This window comes from Sanguibacter sp. Leaf3, from assembly GCF_001425965.1.
Taxonomy (GTDB): domain Bacteria; phylum Actinomycetota; class Actinomycetes; order Actinomycetales; family Cellulomonadaceae; genus Sanguibacter; species Sanguibacter inulinus.
The window spans coordinates 856849-873491 of sequence record NZ_LMRH01000003.1; the positions used below are offsets into that span (position 1 = coordinate 856849).

At 70.8% G+C, this 16643-nt stretch carries 14 protein-coding genes; 9 read left to right on the forward strand and 5 right to left on the reverse strand.

The genetic code is table 11. From position 1 onward, the window contains the following. The first annotated feature begins 18 nt into the window (after positions 1 to 18). A complete protein-coding gene (locus ASG53_RS17185) occupies positions 19 to 3441 on the forward strand; it encodes a hypothetical protein (protein WP_156382868.1) in 3423 nt (1140 codons plus the stop codon). A 341-nt stretch (positions 3442 to 3782) separates the two neighbouring features. On the opposite strand, the gene ASG53_RS17190 is transcribed toward ASG53_RS17185, so the two are convergent. Continuing rightward, positions 3783 to 4685, reverse strand: a complete 903-nt coding sequence (locus ASG53_RS17190; RefSeq protein ID WP_056136180.1) for a sugar phosphate isomerase/epimerase family protein — start codon at positions 4683 to 4685, stop codon at positions 3783 to 3785. A gap of 272 nt (positions 4686 to 4957) precedes the next feature. Between ASG53_RS17190 and ASG53_RS17195 the strand changes: the two genes are divergently transcribed. Together ASG53_RS17195 and ASG53_RS17200 are read left to right on the forward strand one after the other, a co-directional pair. After that, positions 4958 to 5746, forward strand: coding sequence for a 3-ketoacyl-ACP reductase (locus tag ASG53_RS17195; protein WP_056136182.1), 789 nt, complete (start codon positions 4958 to 4960; stop codon positions 5744 to 5746). A 62-nt stretch (positions 5747 to 5808) separates the two neighbouring features. Continuing rightward, positions 5809 to 8130 carry an FAD-binding protein gene (locus tag ASG53_RS17200; protein ID WP_082544148.1) on the forward strand — a complete coding sequence of 774 codons (2322 nt, stop codon included), beginning with the start codon at positions 5809 to 5811 and terminating at the stop codon, positions 8128 to 8130. 84 nt (positions 8131 to 8214) lie between these two features. On the opposite strand, the gene ASG53_RS17205 is transcribed toward ASG53_RS17200, so the two are convergent. From ASG53_RS17205 to ASG53_RS17215, 3 genes are read right to left on the reverse strand one after another with little or no spacing between them, the layout of a single operon-like run. Beyond that, positions 8215 to 9120 carry an ABC transporter permease gene (locus ASG53_RS17205; protein WP_235533981.1) on the reverse strand — a complete coding sequence of 302 codons (906 nt, stop codon included), beginning with the start codon at positions 9118 to 9120 and terminating at the stop codon, positions 8215 to 8217. Then, positions 9009 to 9767 (reverse strand): ABC transporter permease, encoded by a 759-nt coding sequence (locus ASG53_RS17210; RefSeq protein WP_056136185.1) that lies wholly within the window; start codon positions 9765 to 9767, stop codon positions 9009 to 9011. The genes ASG53_RS17205 and ASG53_RS17210 overlap by 112 nt, the downstream gene beginning before the upstream one ends. Continuing rightward, positions 9764 to 10753 (reverse strand): ABC transporter ATP-binding protein, encoded by a 990-nt coding sequence (locus ASG53_RS17215; protein WP_056136187.1) that lies wholly within the window; start codon positions 10751 to 10753, stop codon positions 9764 to 9766. Before ASG53_RS17215 ends, ASG53_RS17210 begins: the two co-directional genes overlap by 4 nt. A 348-nt stretch (positions 10754 to 11101) precedes the next feature. Between ASG53_RS17215 and ASG53_RS17220 the strand changes: the two genes are divergently transcribed. The 6 genes from ASG53_RS17220 (at position 11102) to ASG53_RS17245 (ending at position 16214) form a co-directional block, all read left to right on the forward strand. Continuing rightward, positions 11102 to 11803, forward strand: coding sequence for a hypothetical protein (locus ASG53_RS17220; protein WP_056136189.1), 702 nt, complete (start codon positions 11102 to 11104; stop codon positions 11801 to 11803). Continuing rightward, positions 11793 to 12044, forward strand: coding sequence for a helix-turn-helix domain-containing protein (locus tag ASG53_RS17225; RefSeq protein ID WP_056136191.1), 252 nt, complete (start codon positions 11793 to 11795; stop codon positions 12042 to 12044). Before ASG53_RS17220 ends, ASG53_RS17225 begins: the two co-directional genes overlap by 11 nt. 90 nt (positions 12045 to 12134) lie before the next feature. After that, positions 12135 to 13250 carry an iron-siderophore ABC transporter substrate-binding protein gene (locus tag ASG53_RS17230; RefSeq protein WP_228087412.1) on the forward strand — a complete coding sequence of 372 codons (1116 nt, stop codon included), beginning with the start codon at positions 12135 to 12137 and terminating at the stop codon, positions 13248 to 13250. Continuing rightward, a complete protein-coding gene (locus tag ASG53_RS17235; RefSeq protein ID WP_056136195.1) occupies positions 13250 to 14290 on the forward strand; it encodes a FecCD family ABC transporter permease in 1041 nt (346 codons plus the stop codon). The genes ASG53_RS17230 and ASG53_RS17235 overlap by 1 nt, the downstream gene beginning before the upstream one ends. Further along, complete coding sequence (locus ASG53_RS17240; RefSeq protein WP_082544150.1) at positions 14287 to 15399, forward strand: FecCD family ABC transporter permease; 1113 nt, start codon at positions 14287 to 14289, stop codon at positions 15397 to 15399. The genes ASG53_RS17235 and ASG53_RS17240 overlap by 4 nt, the downstream gene beginning before the upstream one ends. Continuing rightward, on the forward strand, positions 15378 to 16214 hold the full coding sequence (locus tag ASG53_RS17245; protein ID WP_200945526.1) for an ABC transporter ATP-binding protein: 837 nt from the start codon (positions 15378 to 15380) through the stop codon (positions 16212 to 16214). The genes ASG53_RS17240 and ASG53_RS17245 overlap by 22 nt, the downstream gene beginning before the upstream one ends. Here the strand turns inward: ASG53_RS17245 and ASG53_RS17250 are convergent. Beyond that, the gene (locus ASG53_RS17250; protein WP_056136199.1) at positions 16211 to 16486 is read right to left on the reverse strand and encodes a hypothetical protein; all 276 of its coding nucleotides are present in this window, start codon (positions 16484 to 16486) and stop codon (positions 16211 to 16213) included. The two genes, ASG53_RS17245 and ASG53_RS17250, sit on opposite strands and share 4 nt — an antisense overlap. Positions 16487 to 16643: the final 157 nt, after the last annotated feature.

Genomic DNA, 16643 nt, shown 5'->3' on the forward strand with positions numbered 1-16643 from the left:
GACCGAGGGACCCCCGCCGTGAACAGCTCTCCCGTCCACCCGTCCACCACGTCCGCCGTGCTCGAGGCGCCCAGCAGCCCGGTGACGCCGGTCGACGCCGAGCTGAGCAGCGGACCGACGCGCATCGCGCTGACGGCGACGGGTGACGTCCGCTCGATCCGCCACGGCGGGTCGACCCTCGTCAGCCAGTACAGCCCCTCGGACCACGACGCGATGATCGGCGGGGTGTTCCTGCGCCGCCACAGCGACGGCTCCGTGCAGAGCGCGCCGCTCGTCGGTGCCCGCTCGGCGAGCAGCTTCTCCGTGGTCGACGGCTCCGCCCGCTGGTCCGGCGAGGTCCTCGGCGCGGCCTACACGGTCTCCCTCGTCCTCGACGCCACGGGTGACCTCTGGGTCTGGCGCGTCGACCTCGCCTCCGTCGAGGCCGGTGCGGCCGGGACCTACGACGTGGTCGTCGCGCAGGACCTCGCGCTGGCGCCCGAGGGCATGTCGCTGAGCAGCGAGCCCTACGTGAGCCAGTACATCGTCCACCACGTGGTCGAGGGCTCGACCGCAGGCTCGGTCCTCGCCAGCCGCCAGACCATGGCGACGGCCCCGGTCCTCCCGCTCGCCGTGAGCGCGATCGTCGAGGGTGCCCGCGCGCACCTGACCGACGGCTTCTCGCTCTACGGTCTCGACAGCAAGCTCGACGGGCACGCGCACGCCCTCGACACCGCCGAGTGGGACTCCCTCGTCTACCAGTACGAGCTCTCCATGCCGACGCTGCTCGGCCCGACGCTCGACCTCTCCGAGCCGCGGACCGTGCACGCTGTCACGGCCTTCGTGCCGGACTACCGCGGCGAGCTCGCCGACGCGATCGACGCCGTCCCCGGCCTCTTCGACCGCGCCGTCGAGGCTGCTGCCGGGGTCGTCTCCGGCGACGCCGCCGCCCCGGCTGTCCGCTCGCTCCTCGTCTCCGCCCCGCTGCTCGCCGGCCGGGACCTCACCGAGGACGAGCTCGTCGACCTCGGAGCCGGCTCGGTTCTCCAGCCGGAGCGTGCGTCCGACGGCTCGCTGATCTCGTACTTCACGGCCGACGCCACCCACGTGGTGTCCCGCGCCAAGGAGCTCGCGGTCGAGCGTCCGCACGGCCACGTCGTCAAGGCCGGCACCGACGTCGCACCGAACGACAACATCCTCTCGGCGTCCTCCTACGTCTACGGTGTCTTCGCCTCGCACGTCGTCGTCGGCAACACCTCGGTGAACCGCTTCGTGTCGGTCCAGCGCAACCACCTCAACCTGCTCCGCTCAAGCGGTGTGCGCGCGCTGGTCAAGATCGACGGCGCCTGGAACCTGCTCGGCGTGCCGTCCGCGCTCGTCATGGACCTCGGCGGGCTCCGCTGGGTCTACGAGACCTCGGCCGGACGCATCGACGTGCGCACCACGGCCAGCGCCGAGGGCCGTGTGCTCGAGGTCCGCGTCGACTCCGAGCAGCCTCTCGAGCTGCTCGTCACGGTCGACGTCGAGCTCGGTGACCACGCCTGGTCGGCCGAGCCCGCCCTCGACGGGCGCGCGCTCGTCTTCACGGCCGAGGCCGGGACCGACGTGCAGTCGCACTGCCCCGACCTCACCTACGTCCTCGCGAGCCCGACGGGCCGGATCGGCGACGACTCGGTGCTCTTCGCCGACGGCGAGGCTCGTCGCACCTCGGTCGTGACGGTGGCCTTCGAGGCTGCGACCTCGGCCTCGGTGGTCCTCACCGGTGACCTCGAGGGACGCGCGCCGGCCCTCGACGCCGCTGCGCGCACCCTCGACGCCGCGCTCGACGTGCCCGCCGAGCTCGTGGCGCACCGCCGCTACATCGGTGACTTCACGCGCAACCTGCACGTCGAGGGCTCGGGCCGTCTCGCCGAGGTCAACCTGCTGCTGCCGTGGTTCACGCAGAACGGGCTCATCCACTTCCTCGTGCCGCACGGCCTCGAGCAGTACTCGGGCGCCGCGTGGGGAACGCGCGACGTCTGCCAGGGGCCGCTCGAGCTCAACCTGGCCTTCGGTCGCTTCGACACCGCACGCGAGATCGTGCTGCGGGTCTTCGGCCACCAGGACCCCGACGGCACGCTGCCGCAGTGGTTCATGTTCGACGCATACTCCGAGCGCTACTCCGACGAGGCGCACGGCGACGTCGTCGTCTGGCCGCTCATGGCCCTCGGCGAGTACCTGTCCGCGACCGGCGACACGTCGGTCCTCGACGTCGAGGTGCCCTTCTGGGACTCCTCCGCTCGTCGCGCCGGGACCGAGGCCGTCCCCGTCCTGGAGCACGTGCGTGCCTCGCTCGAGTACATCCGCACGCACCGCGCCCCCGGCACCCAGCTGCTCTCCTACGGCGAGGGCGACTGGGACGACACGCTCCAGCCCGCTCAGGAGTCGATGAAGGAGGAGATGGCGTCGGCGTGGACCGTCGCGCTCCTGTTCCAGGCGACGTCGACGCTGTCCGCTCTGCTGCGCGGCGGCTCGCACGACGCGCTGGCCGACGAGCTCCAGGCCGAGGCCGACGTCATCGCCGCCGAGTTCACCGACCGTCTGATGATCGACGACGTGCTCGCCGGCTACGTGGTCTTCGCCCCCGAGGGCCCCTGGCCCGTCATCCACCCGACCGACGACCGCACAGGTCTGCGGTACCGCCTCATCCCGATGACGCGCTCGATCATCGCGGGGCTGTTCACACCCGAGCAGGTGCTGCGTCACGAGGCCCTCGTCGAGGACAACCTGCACTTCCCCGACGGCGTGCGCCTCATGGACCGCCCGGCCCCGTTCCAGGACGGCATCACGAAGTACTTCCGTCGTGGGGAGCAGGCCGCGAACGTGGGTCGCGAGATCGGCCTCATGTACACCCACGCGCACGTGCGCTACACGCAGGCCCTCGCCGCCCTCGGGCGTGAGCGTCTGGTGACCGAGCTGCTGCGCATCAGCCCCGTCGGGCAGTTCGAGCGCCTCGACCACAGCGCCGCACGCCAGCGCAACTGCTTCTACTCCTCCTCGGACGCTGGCTTCACCGACCGCTACGACTTCGCGGAGAACTTCGACAAGCTCCGTGACGGCTCGGTCCAGGTCAAGGGCGGGTGGCGCGTGTACTCCTCGGGTCCCGGCATCTACCTGCGCCAGCTGGTGCACGGCGCGCTGGGCATCACCGAGCGCGCCGGCGGCGTGGTCTTCGACCCGGTCCTCGCGGCCGAGGACGACGGCACCGTCCTCGGTGTCGACCTCGCTGGCGTGCACCGCCGCGTGACCCTGCACGTCGTCGCCGGTGACGCACCGGTCCGTGTCGAGGTCGGTGGCGTCGCGGTCGAGGGCGCCGAGGTCCCCGCGCACTACCGCTCGGGCGGGCTCTTCGTGGCCTCCGAGCAGCTCACGGGCGACGTCGACGTCTACGTCGGCCTCGACCGCAGCACGCTCGCGGTCTGACGCCCGACCGCCTCCCGGCCCCCCACTCGCGAGGTCGTACGGACTCTCGCGAGGTCGTACGGACACGCCGGATCACGCCCTCTGAAGGGCGGGTCTGGCGTGTCTGTACGACCTGGGTGCACTGCGTGCGACCTGGGCTCCGACTGGGCGACCTGGGTGCCGAGTGTGTGGCGCGGCGGATGGCGTCGGGCTGGTGGACCGGACCGGATCTGACCAGATCTGACCTGGACAGGTGGCGAGCGACTGACAGCATGACGACGGCCCGGTGGCCGCCTGCGCCCGAGGAGGGGACGTGCAGGTGACCACCGGGCCGTCGGTGTCTCCGGGCCGCGGTGCGCGGCTCAGAGGTACGGCTGCACGAGCGCTGCGTAGCGCTCGGCGACCGTCCGGATCACCACATCCCCTGCGGTGTCCCAGATCTGCTGGTTGAAGATCTCGACCTCGACGTCGCCCGCGTACCCCGTCGCGGCCACCCACCGGGTGATCGTCGAGAAGTCGACGTAGCCGTCGCCCATGTACCCGCGGGAGAGCAGCGGGTCGGCCGCGAGAGGGAGCAGCCAGTCGCACACCTGGTACGACGCGATGCGTCCCTCGGCGCCCGCCCGCGCGACCTGTGCCTCGAGGTCCGGGTCCCACCACACGTGATACGTGTCGACGACCACGCCGACCACGTCGGCCGGGTGCGGGGCCGCGAGGTCCAGGGCCTGCCCGAGCGTCGAGACGACAGCGCGGTCGGCCGCGAACATCGGGTGCAAGGGCTCGAGCACGATACGCACGCCGTGCTCGGCCGCGAAGGGCGCGAGGTCGCCGATGCGGTCGGCGACGCGCTGGCGGGTCGCGACGATGTCACGCGCGGCGTCCCGCTCGGCCGGGTCCAGCGGCGTCCGCGCGGGCTCACCGGGGCCGGGGTTCGCGCCCAGGCCGCCGACGACGAAGACGAGATCGCTCGTCCCGACGGTCGCCGCCTCGACGATCGCGGTCTTGTTGTCCTCGAGGGCCGAGGCGATCCCCGCGTCGTCGGAGGCCGTGAGGAACCCGCCCCGGCACAGCGACGAGACGCGCAGACCGGCATCGGCGACGACCTTCGCGGCCTTGTCGGCTCCGATCTCCTGGACCCTGTCCCGCCACAGCCCGACCGCTCCGTAGCCGGCGCGCGCCGCACCGTCGACGGCCTCTGTCACGGTGAGCAGCTTGGTGGTCGCGGTGTTGAGGGAGAGCCTGGACAGGTCTGCGCCGGAGGTCATCGTCGAGTCCGTTCGAGAGGGCTGCTGGCACCCCAGGTCGGAATGCGCTTTCCGGTGAGCCTAGTGAGGCGGGCAGGTGGGGTCAAGACGCTGACGCGCGCGGCCGGAGGCTGCGGTGCGCGGGCTGGAGGCGCGCGGCTGCCCCTGTCCGACCGGGCGATGGAAAGCGCTTGCCCAAACGGTCGATCTCTGAGAGCATCGACGGCACGTGAGCGTCTCCGCGCGCTCAGACCTGACGACGGGCGACGGCGCCCGCACAGACCGGAGGACGCATGACCCAGGTTGCTCTTGTCACTGGCGGGAACCGCGGGATCGGGCTCGGCATCACCCGCCGGCTCCTCGCCGACGGCTACGCCGTCGCGATCCTCGCGACCCGGCCCGAGCCCACCGAGCTGCTCGACGAGCTCCGGACGAGCGGACCCGACGGTGGCCCGGCCGAGGTGCTCTACGTCCAGGGCTCTGTCGCCGAGGTGGCCGACCACGCGCGCTTCGTCGACGCCGCCCTCGAGGCCTGGGGGCGCATCGACCTGCTCGTCAACAACGCGGGAGTCGCCCCGACGGTCCGGGCGGACCTGCTCGAGGCCGAGCCCGAGAGCTTCGACAGGGTGCTCGGCATCAACCTGCGCGGCCCGTACTTCCTCACCCAGCGTGTCGCCAACGCGATGATCGCCGGGCGCGGTGAGGCGTCGGGCGTCGACCGTCCTGTCGGGACGATCATCAACGTCTCCTCGATCTCCGCGACGGCGGTGTCGACCAACCGCGGGGAGTACTGCGTGTCGAAGGCCGGCGTCTCGATGGGGACGCAGCTCTTCGCCGTGCGCCTGGCACCCGAGGGGATCGTCGTCTACGAGGTGCGCCCGGGCGTCATCGAGAGCGACATGACCGCGGGCGTGCAGGAGAAGTACGACAAGCTCTTCGCCGACGGCCTCGCCCCGATGCCGCGCTGGGGACGTCCGAGCGACGTGGCCGGCGCCGTCGCCGTCCTCGCCTCGGGGCAGACCCCGTACTCGACAGGCGAGGTGTTCCACGTCGACGGCGGGCAGCACATCCCGCGCCTCTGACGCGCCCTCCCGCCACCCTCCCCCTCTCTCGGACTGCCGAGACCGTCCTGCCAGGAGCCACCGTGACTGCCCCCGCCACACCTGAGACGACCAGAACGACCAGCCCTGCGGCCTCGCGCGAGGCAGGTGACCACTCGGTCAACGCGACCTTCGACGTCGAGATCGTGCGCCTCGCCGGGTACGACGTGCCCGTCGTGAGCGCCAACACGGTGATCGTCGGGACCGGCTCGGCAGGGTTCTGCGCCGCTGACCGGCTGTGGGAGTTCGGCCAGGAGGACGTGGTCATGGTGGCCGACAAGGTCAACGCCGGCTCGTCGCGCAACGCCGGGTCGGACAAGCAGACGTACTACAAGATGACGCTCTCGGGTGGAGACGGCGACTCGGTCCGCGAGATGGCCGAGACGCTGTTCTCGGGCGGCGCGATGGACGGCGACAACGCGCTCTGCGAGGCTGCGCTCTCCGCGCGCGGGTTCCTCAGGCTCTGCGAGCTCGGGGTGCCGTTCCCGCAGAACCGTTACGGCGAGTTCATCGGCTACAAGACCGACCACGACCCGCGACGCCGGGCGACCTCGGTCGGCCCGTACACGTCGCGGTCGATGGTCGAGCAGCTCGAGAAGAAGGTGCACCGCAACGGGACGCGGATCTACGACCAGTGCCGGGTCGTGGACGTCGTCACGCGCGACATGGTGGGTGCAGCGGGTGCAGCGGGTGCAGCGGGTGCAGCGGGTGCTGCCGGTGCGGCCGGCGCCGGACCGGCCGCGGTCACGGACGGTGCCCCCGACGGTGCGACGAGCGAGGTCGTCGGGCTCCTGTGCCTGCGGACCGACGTGGTGCACGACGGCACAGAGAGCCCCTTCGTGCTGTTCCGGGCCCGCAACCTCGTCTACGCGACCGGCGGTCCTGCCGGTATGTACGCGACCTCGGTGTTCCCCAACGGTCAGTGGGGTGCGTCGGGTGCCGCGTACAGGGCCGGGGTCCACGGCAAGAACCTCACCGAGTGGCAGTTCGGCCTCGCGTCGACCAAGCCGCGCTGGAACGTCTCCGGCACGTACATGCAGGTGATGCCGCGCTTCGTGTCGACCAACGCCGACGGCGGCGACGAGCGCGAGTTCCTCAGCGAGACGATCCCCGACTACGGGCGTCAGCTGTCGATGATCTTCCTCAAGGGCTACCAGTGGCCCTTCGACATCCGCAAGGCCCTCGACGGCTCGTCGCTCATCGACCTGCTCGTCTACCAGGAGACTGTGCTGCGCGGTCGCAAGGTCTACCTCGACTTCACGCGCAACCCCGTGCAGCCCGAGCTCGACGCGTCGAAGATCTCGCCCGAGGCCCACGCCTACCTCGAGCGAGGTGGTGCGTTGTTCGGTACGCCGATCGAGCGGCTCAAGCACATGAACATGCCGTCCTACGAGCTGTACCTCGGCAAGAACCCCTATGTGGACCTCGAGAAGGATTGGCTCGAGGTGGACGTGTGCGCCCAGCACAACAACGGCGGACTGGTCGTCGACGCGTGGTGGCAGTCGAACGTCGCCGGGTTCTTCCCGGTGGGCGAGGCCGGCGGGGCGCACGGGATCTACCGCCCCGGGGGTGCGGCGCTCAACTCGGGTCAGGTGGGGGCGACGCGGGCCGCGCAGTTCATCGCCGTGCGCCGGACCGACGAGCCGGTCGACCTGGCCTCCTTCAACGAGGCCGCGGCGCCGCTCGTCGAGTCCGCTGCTGCCCTGGTGGCACGGGCTGCGGGCCGTGCCGCGGCGGGGGAGCCTGACAACACCGGTGAGCTGCTGCGCGCCACGAGCGCCCTGATGAGCGAGAAGGCCGGCCCGGTCCGTTCGGCTCAGTCGATCACCGAGGCGCTGGCCCAGGTGACGGCGTGGCTCGCCGCCTACGACGACCTCGTGGTCGCCGACCCGTCCAGCCGCCGGTCGGTCAACCGGACCTTCCTGGTCCGCGACATCCTCACCACGCAGTACGTGTACCTCTCGGCGATGGCCGACTACGTAGACCACGGCGGACGCAGCCGTGGGTCTGTGCTGTACACCGACGCGTCGGGTCACCTACCTCAGGTCGGCTTCGGCGACGACCCGCAGGCCGAGCTCGACCTTCCGGAGATCTTCAGGTTCGCCCTCGACGGCGGTGCCCTCGACGGAGTGGTCCAGGAGGCGTCGTGGACAGGTGCGGAGAGCGCATACCGCGGGGGAGCGGGTGAAGTCCGCGACCCCGCCGAGGAGGTCGGCTCGGGACCCGACGGGTTGCGTGCCGCAGAATCCCGCCGCAGGGCTGGGACCTGCGACTTCACGTGGCGACCGGTGCGTCCGATCCCCGAGGACGACGACTTCTTCGAGAACGTGTGGCGCAGCTACCGTGAGAACAGGAACATCGTCTGACGCACGCTCGTCGACGACACAGACCACGACGGCTCAGGGCTCCGCAGGGGGAGGACTGGGCCGTCGTGCTGTCTGGTGACTGGTTCAGCTGGTCATGACGGCGCTGCCGTGCTTGCGTGCGCGCACCTCGGAGGCCCTCACGGCGAGACGGACCACCACCAGCAGTGCGCAGAGCAGGACTGCCTCGATGATCAGCGCACCTGCACGGCCTGACGCCGCCGAGTCGCGGGTCGCGTCGATCAGGCCCGCACCAGGGACAAGGCGGACCAAAGGCTTGAGGGCGGCGGGATAGGCGGCGGCAGGCAGCAGGGCTGTGCTGAGGAGCGGCATCAGCAACGCGTAGGCGGTCGCCAGGACGTGAGGGTCGCGCAGTGAGAGGCCGGCGGCGAGGATCAGCAGCCCTGTGACAGAGCCTGCCAGGGCTGCGGCGACCAGAAATCCTAGGTGCCACCCCACGTCAGGGAGCTCGTGGGTCGCGGCAGCGACGACGAGCGACGTCGTCGTGCCGACCGCCATGCCTGCGGCCGAGGTGACTGCTCCCCTGCCGAGCCACAGGGCTGACGAGGCCAGCCCTCCCGAAGACAGGAGAGAGTCGACCACCCCGAGGCGCCTGTCTGTCATCCCGAGGTCGACCATCAGTGCCGATGCCGTCGTCACCGCGACCATCACGGCGCACCTGTAGGCCACTGCCGCGCCGGCCTCACCGCCGGCTGACGAGCTCATGGCGGTCAGGAAGATCACGCTCAGCACGGGGGTCGCGAGGCAGACGACCAGAGCGGTCGACCAGGTAGCGAAGGCCGTCAGGCTCTGCCGGGCGACGGATGCGCTGGATGCGAGCAGGGTCGTCCAGACCGTGACGGTGTCAGACCTGGGGCCGTTCACAGCAGGGCCAGCGTCCCGCGCGACCGGGCTCGGTCCAGTGCGTCCCGGAACCCGAGTCGTGCGACGAGCAGCCAGAAGACCGTCGCGCACGCCGACAGTCCCAGCCACACGAGACTCGGCTCGGCGTCGTCGAGCAGAGCTCTGACGGTGGCGACAGGACCTGTGAGCGGGCTGAGCACAGAGAGCCATCGGAGGTAGACGGGCGACGAGTCGAGGCTCGTCACGATCCCGGACACCATCCACACCGGGATGACGAGGAGGGCCTCGTAGACGATGGCGTGCCGTGTCAGCACGAAGAAGACGGCGATGGTCAGTGCGGCCGCGACGCACCCGACAGCGAAGAGCACGACCGAGACCAGCATCAGCAGAGAGGTCGACCACCCGACCTGTCCACCACAGACGAGGACGGCGAGGACTGCCACCGGGAAGCACAGGAGACCGGAGCAGGCGGTCGAGGCCACGAGGGGGACGAAGATGCGAGCGGCCCCGTGCGGCGAGACGGCCAGGAGGGGGAGCGTCCCCTGGAACCGCTGGAAGCCGATCATCCCCGCAGACATCGTGGTCAGCGACCACATCCCTGCCGCGCCCGCCTCGAACCAGAGCTGGTCGCCGAGCGGTGCGTCGAGCCCGTAGGCGACGAGTGCCTTGACCGCGACGAAGCTCACGGGAGCGACGACGATCAGCTGGACGAAGAACGAGTTGCGGAGCATCTGACGGCTGTGGAAGCCCACCATGAGCGCGGCGTCCCGGCTCATGACGCTGCGTCGATCAGGCTGTCTGGCGCGCCGCCGGTCCCCGAGCCGCCTCGGTCGGCGAGCAGCGCCAGGTAGCACTCCTCCAGCCCAGCGGCCTGCGTCTTCTCGCCGCGCACGAGGAACGGCAGGTGGGCTGATCCTGGCACAGCACCCGAGCGCCAGGCGACGACGACCTCGGTCATGAGCCCCCGGGCATGGACGTCGACAGAACGCACTCCTGGGGACGAGAGGAGCTGGCTGCGGTAGGACTCCGCCCAGTCGTCGATCAGGTACGACGAGACCTCACCGATCCCTGCTGCCGCCCCAATCGCCTGTGCGTCGCCCTGAGCCAGCGTCCGTCCGCCGGCGATGACGACGATCGTGTCGGCGAGGAGCTCGACCTCACGCATCGAATGGCTCGTCAGCAGGGCCGAGGTCCCGTCTGCCACGAGCTGCCGCACCAACGAGCGGACCTCGACGGCGACCTCTGGATCGAGGCCGATGGTCGGCTCGTCGAGCAGCAGCAGCGCTGGCCTAGTCACGATCGCCCGCGCGATGTGCAGTCTCTGGACCATCCCGCGCGAGAAGGTCTCGACGCGGGACCGAGCCCGGTCGGCGAGCCCGACCTGGTCGAGCACGTCGTTCAGAGCCCGCCGGGTGATCCGGGCTCCTTGCACTGCTGCGAAGAACCTGAGGTTCTCCTGCGCCGATGCGCGGAGGTAGAAGCCCCGCTCACCGCCCAGCACCAGACCGATGTTCTGGCGAGCGGCGCGGGTGTCTCGGACGACATCGTGCCCGAGGACAGAGATGCTCCCCGACGTCGGCAGCAGGAGCGTCGAGCACATGCGGACCGTCGTGGTCTTGCCGGCGCCGTTGGGGCCGATGAGGGCGCAGACCTGGCCGGAAGGAACAGAGAGGTCGAGTCCGTCGACCGCGCGTCGCCGCTCTCTACCCCTCGAGAACTCGCGCACCAGAGAGCGGCAGGAGAGGACATCAGGTGCGGTCACAGGGCGTCCTTTAGGAGGCGGAGTCCCAGCTGGTTCAGCCCGGAGGTGCGATCGTCGGTGCTGGCGAGCTCTGCCGTGATCGATACCAGGCTCATGTCTTCACCGTTCTTCGGTAGCCCTCGGGCGAGCTTCCGAACGGTAGCATCAAGGGGGCGAAACCGGCAAGACTGGCCTGTGGGATCTTTTACCCATACCTAGGGTTGGCCGTGGGTGTCGCTGGAGAGTGGGGCGTCGTGCTGCCCCGGGGGCAAGGGTCTTGCGCTGCGACTGTCGAGGGGGTTGCCACGGCCGCACAGCCCCATTAGATTATCGACATCAATAATATCGATCTCGATAACAGGGGGCATCATGGTGGGACGCGCGGGCTCGACAGGTCGTGACGGAGACGGTGGGACCGTGCTCCTCGGGTGGGTCGGAGAAGGACAGCTCCCGGAGGAGCCGGCGTCACGCACGAGCGCTTCGGTGCGGTGGATCGCAGGAGCGGTGGGGGTCGTCACCGTGCTGGCCGTGGCGCAGCTCCTCATCGAAGCGCTCACGGTGCTGCTCGCCCGTCAGGCTGCTCCGTACGAGTCGTCCTTCGGTTCCAGGGTCCACGCCACGGAGCTGCCGCAGCTCCTCGAGCTGACGAAGAACGGTGGTCGAAACCCCGTCTACCTCGACGAGCTCCCGACGACGCTCCGCGTGATCGCGGCGGCGCCGGTGCTCGTCCACGCCGCGACGATCCTGGTCGCCGGGGTCCTGGTCGTCGGTCTCGTCCTGGCTGTCACCCGCGGGCGGAGGTCGTGGACGTCGGCTCGGCCGATGCTCGCGCTGCTCGGACCTGTGCTGCTCGCAGGTGGTCTGCTCGTCGGCCTCGGCGACACCGTCGCGGTCCGCCTGGTGTCGACCGCAGTCTTCGAGGTGCCGGGGATCATCTCTGTCGACGGCTTCCGCCTGGCCGGCCCGCAGTGGCCGTGGACGATGATCGCCGCCGGTCTTGTCGTCCTCGTGCTGCGGCTGGTGTTCCGCGAAGGTGCTCGACTCCAGGACGAGGTCGACAGTGTCGTCTGAGTCGTCTGACGTCGTGGTCTGCAGGCTCGACGAGATCCTCGCCGAGCGCGGGATGACGCTGACCGAGCTCTCCAGGCGGACCGGGATCACGATGGCGAACCTGTCGGTGCTCAAGACGAACAAGGCCAGGGCGGTGAGGTTCACGACGGTCGCGGCTCTCTGTGCCGCTCTGGGTGTGGGGCCGGGGGATCTGTTCGTCCTGCGCGCCGAGGCCTCGCGGAGCGATGTCATGGATCCCTGACCTGCGCGCGGGCCGGATGTGCAGCAGGTCACACCCCCGATGACAACCCGGTCCTCCTCCGGGGTGCGATCCTGAGGGTAGCCTTACCAAATGACCTCCCGATCGGTGGTCGGCACCTCGACGTCTTCCGGAAGGCACCCCGTGTCCGTCTCCTCAGCACGCCCCACCTCGCGCCTGCGGCGCACACTCGTCGCGGCGGCGACCGCGACCGCGGTGCTCGCCCTGGCAGCCTGCGGCTCGGACGACTCCGCGGACGACACCTCAGGTGACAGCAGCTCGGCACCCGCCGCCGAGGCTGGTGCCTTCCCGGTCACCATCACCGGAGCCCTCGGCGAGACGACCATCGACGAGGCTCCCGAGCGCGTGGTCACCCTCGGGTGGGGTTCCTCGGACATCGCCCTGTCGCTCGGCGTCGTGCCCGTCGGCATCGAGACCGATGCGTGGGCCGGTGACGAGGACGGCTACCAGCCGTGGTTCCGTGACGCCGTCGAGGAGCAGGGCGCTGAGCTGCCCACCACCATCGAGATGTACCCCGAGCTGGACGTCGAGGCTGTCATCGCCCTCGAGCCGGACCTGATCCTCGCGCCGCAGTCCGGCCTGGACCAGGCGACCTTCGACCAGCTCTCGGAGTTCACGAACGTCGTCGCGTACCCCGAGGGCCCGTGGATCACGCCCCTCGACGAGCAGGTCGAGATCGCCGCGACGGCCCTCGGCGTCCCCGACGCCGCGCAGCCGCTCCTCGACGAGGTCGACACGACCCTCGCCGACGCCGCGGCGGAGCACCCGGAGTTCGCCGACGTCAGCGTCGCCTACGTCGCCTCGCAGGAGCTCGGCACCCTCGCCGCCTACGTGCCCGGCGACCCGCGCGTCGACATGCTCACTGGGCTCGGCTTCCAGCTCGCGCCCTCTGTCGCCGACCTGACCGCCCCTGAGGGGCTGTTCACCGCAGACATCGGCCTCGAGAACTCTGACGTGCTCTCCGATGTCGACGTCCTCTTCACGTGGTTCAACGACGAGACCGAGCAGGCCGCGACCGAGGCCCAGCCCCTCTTCGCCTCGATCCCCGCCTTCGCGTCGGGCGCCTACGTCCCGATGGTCGACCGCCAGCTCGGCATGGCCGTGACAGTCTCCACGCCGCTGAGCGTTCCGTGGGCCATCGACAAGTACGTCCCGATGATCTCCGAGGCCGTCGCCAAGGTCGGGTGATGACCACGCACGTCGACGCACCCGAGCAGGACCGGACGGTCACGTCCGGTCCTGCTCGGCGCTGGGGGCTGGGCGCCGGGCTGGTCCTCGCGGTCGCCCTCGCGGCGCTCGTCGCCGGGCTGAGCCTGGCCGTCGGCAGCAACCAGCTGCCCCTCGGGACCGTGTGGCGCGGGCTCTTCGCGCCCGACGACTCCTTCGAGGCGACGGTCATCGCGTCCCGTGTGCCGCGCACCGTCCTCGGGCTGCTCGTCGGGGCGGCCCTCGCCGTGTCCGGTGCGCTCATGCAGGGCATCACCCGCAACCCGCTCGCCGACCCCGGTCTGCTCGGCGTCAACACCGGGGCGTCGGCCGCGATCGTCGCAGGGAGCGTGGTCTTCGGCACCCTCGGGAGCCGCAGCATCTACTTCGCGCTCCCCGGGGCCTTCGCCGTCGCGGTCCTCGTCTACACGATCGGGTCGGGGCGCTCTGGTCCCACACCTGTGCGGCTCGTGCTGGCCGGCGCGGCTGTCGGCGCAGTCCTGTCGGCGGCGATCCAGGCGGTGACGCTCACCAATCCCGAGGTCTTCGACAGCTACAGGTTCTGGGTCGTCGGTTCGCTCGCGGGACGCCCGGCGTCGACCGTCGACATGGTGTGGCCGATCATCGTCGTCGGTCTGGTCGCCGGTCTCTTGCTGGGCCGCCCGCTCAACACTCTCGCGCTCGGAGACGAGACGGCGCAGGCCCTCGGCGGCAACGCCGGCCGGACACGGCTGCTCGGCGCGCTCGTCGCGACGCTGCTCGCCGGCGCGGCGACAGCGGCCGTCGGGCCGATCGCCTTCGTCGGGCTCGCGGTGCCGCACATCGTCCGGAGCATCACCGGCTCGGACTACCGCTGGCTCGTCGCCTACTGCGTCGCCCTCGGACCTGTCCTGCTGCTCGGCGCCGACGTGATCGGCCGCGTGGTCGCACGACCCGCCGAGCTCATGGTCGGGGTCGTCACGGCCTTCGTCGGTGCGCCCTTCTTGTACGTCGCGGTCCGTCGCTCGGGGAGCGGGCTGTGACCCGCCCGACGACCGTCGCCGAGGCGGTCGCAGAAGACGCTGCCGCAGGTGGACGAGCCCCGCGCGCTCTGCGCCCCCGGATCGAGGACGGTCATGTCCGCGTGCTCGGTGCGGCCCTGCCGTGGAACGCCCGCGCGACGCTCGTGGTCACGGTGGCCCTGGTCCTCGTGCTCATCTCTCTCGTCCTGTCGCTCACCCTCGGTCGGCTCGGCATCGCTCTCGCCGACCTCCCCGCGGTGCTGCGCGGCGAGGGCAGCAAGACCGAGCACTTCGTGGTATTCACCAACCGGCTCCCGCGGGCTGTCGTCGGTATCTGCGCGGGCGCTGCCCTCGGGATCTCCGGCGCGATCTTCCAGAGCGTCACGCGCAACCCTCTCGGCAGCCCCGACATCATCGGCCTCAACGCCGGGGCGGCCGCTGGCGCCGCTGCGGTGACCCTGGTCTGGCCCGGGCTGCTGCCCGCACCCGTCGGCGCGCTCCTCGGCGGGGCCGTCGCCGTGGTGCTCGTGCTGCTCGGGGCAGGGCGTGGCGTGCAGGCGCCGCTGCGGATGGTCGTCATCGGGATCGGGGTGGGCGCCATGTCGCTCGCCTTCGTGCAGTTCGCGATCACCCGCACGCGCCGCGAGCAGGCCCAGGAGATGGCGGCGTGGCTCAACGGCTCGCTCAACTCACGCAGCTGGGAGCACGTGACGATCATCGCTGTCGCGCTCGTGGTGCTGGGCTTCGCGGCGCTCGCCCTGAGCCGCGGGCTGCAGCACGTCGAGATGGGCGACGACGCGGCTGTGGCCCTCGGCGTCCCGGCCCGGCGGGTCAGGCTGCTGGCTGTCGCGGTCGGTGTCGGTCTGGCCGCAGCGGCCGTCGTCGTCTGCGGTCCCGTCGCCTTCGTCGCGCTCGTCGCCCCGCAGGTCGCCCGCCGGTTGACCGGGTCGACGGGGCCAGGCATGGTCGCGGCAGGCGCGACCGGTGCTCTGCTGCTCGTCGGCGCCGACCTCGTCGCCGTGCACCAGCCGTGGTTCGGCTCGCTCCCTGTAGGCGTGCTCACCGCAGGGATCGGCGGTCTGTACCTCGCCGTCCTGCTCACCCGTGAATGGAGACGTGGAACGCTGTGACCCCCACCGAGAACCTTGAGCCGCGCGAGGCTGCCGTACCGCCCGTGCGGGGGACCGGCCTGCGCCTGGCCTACGACCAGCGGGTCGTGGTCGACGGGCTCGACGTCGAGATCCCGGCGGGCTCTTTCACGGTGATCGTCGGTCCGAACGGCTGCGGCAAGTCGACCCTGCTGCGTGCCCTCGGCCGGACGCTCACCCCGCGGGCCGGCGACGTCGAGCTCTACGGGACTCCTCTCGCGTCCCTCGGCAACAAGCAGATCGCCCGGATGCTCGCGCTGCTGCCGCAGACCCCCATCGCACCCGAGGCGATCACCGTCCGCGACCTCGTCGGTCGCGGGCGCTACGCCTACCAGACCCTGCTGCGCCAGTGGTCGGCCTCCGACGGCGTCGCCGTCCGTGCGGCCATGGAGGCGACGGGGACCACGGACCTCGCCGACCGCAAGGTGTCTGAGCTCTCGGGCGGGCAGCGTCAGCGCGTGTGGATCGCGATGGTCCTCGCGCAGGACACCGACCTGCTGCTGCTCGACGAGCCGACGACCTTCCTCGACATCGCGCACCAGGTCGACGTCCTCGAGCTGTGCGCCCAGATGCACAGAGAGGGCCGGACCCTCGTGGCGGTCCTGCACGACCTCAACTTCGCGGCCCGCTACGCGACGCACATGATCGCGATGCGCGACGGCGAGATCGTCGCGACGGGCACACCGCACGAGGTGGTCACCGCCGAGGGTGTCGAAGAGATCTTCGGGCTGCGGTGCCGCATCATCACCGACCCGGAGAGCGATACGCCCCTCGTCGTGCCGCTGGTGACGCGCTAGGTGCTCTCTGGTTCGGACGGAGCACGGAGATAGGCCGCCACGGCGTCCCGCACGAGGGTCGAGAGGTCCCAGCCTTCCTTCGCTGCTCGGTCCCGGGCGGCGACGTCGAGACGCAGCGGTGCTCGGACGTGCCAGACGGGCGAGCAGGCCCCTGGTGCTGTGCGCGGGTCGAGCGGGGGCCGGCCGCGGCGTGCGGGGATGCTGGCCACCGGGTCGTCGGGCGGTGCTCCGGGTGCGTGCTCGTCGGTGAGACCGATGTGATCGGTGGTCATGCTGCGTCTCCTCTGTGCACAGACGCCTCGGAGGAGGACGGACGTCCGTATGACGGGATCTGCAACGGTAGCGCACATATGTCGTAGTCGTCCTGTCCGCTCGGGCCAGAGGGCGGCTCGAGCGAACGGACGTATGACCGCGATCTGATCCCGGGCA

What these genes read in the sequence shown, in the direction of transcription:
- ASG53_RS17220 (WP_056136189.1), top strand. Translation starts at nt 11,102, where the DNA reads ATGGTGGGACGCGCGGGCTCGACAGGTCGTGACGGAGACGGTGGGACC.
- ASG53_RS17245 (WP_200945526.1), top strand. Translation starts at nt 15,378, where the DNA reads ATGGAGACGTGGAACGCTGTGACCCCCACCGAGAACCTTGAGCCGCGC.
- ASG53_RS17195 (WP_056136182.1), top strand. Translation starts at nt 4,958, where the DNA reads ATGACCCAGGTTGCTCTTGTCACTGGCGGGAACCGCGGGATCGGGCTC.
- ASG53_RS17250 (WP_056136199.1), bottom strand. Translation starts at nt 16,486, where the DNA reads ATGACCACCGATCACATCGGTCTCACCGACGAGCACGCACCCGGAGCA.
- ASG53_RS17235 (WP_056136195.1), top strand. Translation starts at nt 13,250, where the DNA reads ATGACCACGCACGTCGACGCACCCGAGCAGGACCGGACGGTCACGTCC.
- ASG53_RS17190 (WP_056136180.1), bottom strand. Translation starts at nt 4,685, where the DNA reads ATGACCTCCGGCGCAGACCTGTCCAGGCTCTCCCTCAACACCGCGACC.
- ASG53_RS17210 (WP_056136185.1), bottom strand. Translation starts at nt 9,767, where the DNA reads ATGAGCCGGGACGCCGCGCTCATGGTGGGCTTCCACAGCCGTCAGATG.
- ASG53_RS17230 (WP_228087412.1), top strand. Translation starts at nt 12,135, where the DNA reads ATGACCTCCCGATCGGTGGTCGGCACCTCGACGTCTTCCGGAAGGCAC.